General features: G+C 74.0%; 3 protein-coding genes. 2 read left to right on the top strand and 1 reads right to left on the bottom strand.

From position 1 onward, the window contains the following. Positions 1-78 precede the first annotated feature (78 nt). Positions 79-1,626, bottom strand: coding sequence for a GMC family oxidoreductase (locus ACFV4N_RS41845; protein WP_499678245.1), 1,548 nt, complete (start codon positions 1,624-1,626; stop codon positions 79-81). Between the two features lie 260 nt (positions 1,627-1,886). Here ACFV4N_RS41845 and ACFV4N_RS41840 point away from each other — a divergent pair, with 260 nt between their 5' ends. After that, on the top strand, positions 1,887-2,879 hold the full coding sequence (locus ACFV4N_RS41840) for a DUF1702 family protein (RefSeq protein ID WP_499678244.1): 993 nt from the start codon (positions 1,887-1,889) through the stop codon (positions 2,877-2,879). A gap of 65 nt (positions 2,880-2,944) precedes the next feature. Continuing rightward, on the top strand, positions 2,945-3,183 hold a 239-nt coding region (locus ACFV4N_RS41835; RefSeq protein WP_499678246.1), incomplete at its 3' end, for a cytochrome P450.

The raw sequence follows: 3,183 nt of genomic DNA, 5'->3' as shown, positions 1-3,183 counted from the left end.
GTCCCCCCCGCCGTGTGCCTCCCACCCGCGGGCGGGGCTCCGCCCCACCGGGCCGCCGCCGCTCCCGCGTGTCGGGGTTCAGCCCTCGCGCAGCCAGTCCGACATCCGCTCGCCGATCATGATGGAGGTCAGGTTGGTGTTGGCGCGCACCGTGCTCGGCATGACGGACGCGTCGCAGACGTGCAGCGCCTCCAGGCCGTGCACCGCGCCGCGCGCGTCGACGACCGAGTCGGGCTCGGAGGCCGGGCCCATGCGGACCGTGCCGGTCGGGTGGTAGGCGCTCTCCAGGCTCGTCTTGACGTACTGGCGGACCATGTCGTCCTTGTCGATCATGGCGTCGCGCAGCACCACGAAACCCTGGCCCAGCTCCAGGATGTCCGGGTGGTGGGCCAGCTGCCACGCGGTGCGCACGCCGTCGACCAGGACGTCCATCTCCCGGTCGTCGTCGAGGAAGTTGAGCGCGATGGCGGGCTGGGCGGCCGGGTCGGTCGACGGCAGCGTGATCCGGCCGCGCGAGCCGGGCCGTTGCGACACCACCATCACGCCGAGGATCTCGTCGGTGCCCGAGAGCATCTGCAGTTCCGGGAACGGCCCCAGGTCGAAGTGGTTGACCATGTAGTACTGGAGGTCGTTGAACTCCCCGGTGACCGGCGAGGTGGTCCGCAGGATCTGCTGGAGGAACGCCTGCGTGCGGTCCACCACGCCGGGCTTGGGCACCAGGAACGCACCGGTGCGCTGGTGGTCGACGAGGTTCGCGCCGACGCCGGGCAGGTCGGCGCGGACGTCGACGCCGAGCCGGCGCAGGTCCTCGGCCGGGCCGACGCCCGAGCGCAGCAGGATCGCGGGCGAGGCGACCGCGCCCGCGGCCAGCACGACCCGGCGGCCCTCCACCAGCTCGTAGGAGCCGCCGCCGGTGGAGGCCAGCACGCCGACCGCCCGCGAGCCCTCGAACACCACGCGGTCGACCAGCGTGCCGGACCGGATCTCCAGGTTGGCCCGGTCGCGGACCAGGCTCAGGTAGGTGGTCGCGGTGGTGGCGCGGTGCACGGCGTCGTGGCGGGTCGAGGGGATCGACCCGATGCCGGTGGCCTCGGGGTGGTTGTGGTCCTTGACCTCCGGGAAGCCGGCGTCCAGGCAGGACTCCACGAACGCCGTCTGCCCCGGGGCCAGCTCCTCGGGCCGCCAGCGCCGGATCGGCATGGGCCCGCCGCCGCCGTGGAACTCGCCCTCGCCGAAGTCGAGGTCGCGCTCCAGCCTGCGGAAGGAGGGCAGCACGTCGGCGTAGGACCAGCCGGGGTTCCCGGCGGCGGCCCAGTCGTCGTAGTCGGCGGGCACACCGCGCAGCCCGACCGTCGCGCCGACCGCGGACGACCCGCCCGTGGCCCGGCCGCGCGGGTAGCGGATGCGGCGGCCGTCGTGGACCTCCGCGCGGAAGGTCCAGTCCTGGCCGGTGAACGACATGGTCCGGCCGTAGCGGATCTCCTCCGGGATCTCCTCCGGCGTGACGTGGTCCGGACCGCCCTCCAGCAGCAGCACGCGTCGCGCCGGGTCCTCGCTCAGCCGGACCGCGAGCGCCGCGCCGGCCGATCCGGCACCGACGATGATGTCGTCAAAGTGAGCCGTCATGAGTGTCCTCGGGGTTTGTCGGCACTTCGGGCGCAGAGTCTGCGGCCCCCTCCGGCCCGAGCGTCGCACCCGTGCCCGGGTCCGGCTACTCGCCGCTTGCCCGCCGTGATCACCGGCCCGGGAAAGGCGCGCGACCGGGTGTTCCGGGCCTCGTCCCGAGCGGTTCGCACGCTGGAAGTAGGCATCGGGCGCGGGTCCGCTCAACGATTTCCAGTAGTCCGAGAGCCGCGTTCACCCGCGGCAGGGCGAAGGGAGCGAAAATGGCCGGCCCGTGGCGGGCGCTCAGGCGACGCGTGCTGACTCCCGGCGTGTCGAACACGAAACTGGAAGTACGCGGTTTCCACGAGAAGGACGCGGCTGCGCGCGACCTCCTGGAAACCGTCGGCCGCTCTTTCCTGGAGGGTTACGGGTACGCCGCCGAGGCGCGCACCCCGGAGGAACCCGAGGAGCGGCTGGAACAGGTGCCGCGCAGGTTCCGCGGTTTCGCCTACGAGGGCGCCGCGATGGGCTTCGCGGTGCGCGACGGGCTCCCGTTCGGCCGGGGCGGTCGGACCGCGCGGTTCCTGGCCGGGCGCGCCGCCCGGCACTCCTACATGGCCTACGTCGGCATCGGCTGGGCGATGGCCCGCGTGCCCCGGTTCCGCTGGTCGCGGCTGGAGCTGGGCGACCCGCTGCTGCGGTGGCTCGCGCTGGACGGCTACGGCTTCCACCAGGCCTACTTCCGCACCGGGGAGTACGTCCGGGGCCAGTACCGCGAGCCTGGCTTCCCCTGGCCCGGCGGGGACCACGCCTGGTACGCCGACCACGCGATCGACCAGGGCATCGGCCGGGCGATGTGGTTCGTGGGCGGCGCGGACCAGCGGGTCGTGGCGGACCTGATCGACTCCTTCGCCGCGGAGCGCCGCCCCGACCTCTACAGCGGCGCGGGCCTGGCCGCGACCTACGCGGGCGCCGCGGACGAGGGCGAGCTGCGGGCGTTCCGCGATCGCGCGGGCCCGCACCTGCCGCACGTCGCGCAGGGCAGCGCGTTCGCCGCCACCGCGCGGTTGGAGGCCGGTCTCGGTGACGAGCACACCGCCCTGGCCACCCGCGTGTTCTGCGGGATGTCGCCGGAGGAGGCTCAGCAGCTGTGCGACCGCACGCGGCCCGCGACCGCCGCCGAGGTGCCCGGAGAGCCCGGCGTGCCCTCCTACGAGGTGTGGCGCAGGCGCATCACCGCGGCCTTCGTCACCGGCGCCGAGGTGTCGTCGTGACGACCACCGCGCCGACCGAGCTGCCCGGACCCCCGCGCGGCGCGACACCGGGGCTGCTGCTGCGCATGGCCCGCGACCGCCTGTCGGTGATGACCTCGGTGTCGCGCCGGTACGGCGACGCGGTGCGGCTGCGGCTGGGCCCCAAGTCGCTGCACTTCTTCAACCACCCCGACCACGCCAAGCACGTGCTGACCGACAACGCCGCCAACTACGCCAAGGGCATCGGCCTGGTGCACGCCCGCCGCGCCCTCGGCGACGGCCTGCTCACCAGCGAGGGCGAGGTGTGGAAGGCGCAGCGCAAGAC

This window comes from Actinosynnema sp. NPDC059797, assembly GCF_042732085.1.
In the GTDB taxonomy this organism is placed as follows: Bacteria; Actinomycetota; Actinomycetes; order Mycobacteriales; family Pseudonocardiaceae; genus Actinosynnema.
Note: the sequence above shows the minus strand (reverse complement) of the source record. Positions and strands in the feature narration are given on the sequence as shown.

What these genes read in the sequence shown, in the direction of transcription:
- ACFV4N_RS41840 (WP_499678244.1), top strand. Translation starts at nt 1,887, where the DNA reads ATGGCCGGCCCGTGGCGGGCGCTCAGGCGACGCGTGCTGACTCCCGGC.
- ACFV4N_RS41845 (WP_499678245.1), bottom strand. Translation starts at nt 1,626, where the DNA reads ATGACGGCTCACTTTGACGACATCATCGTCGGTGCCGGATCGGCCGGC.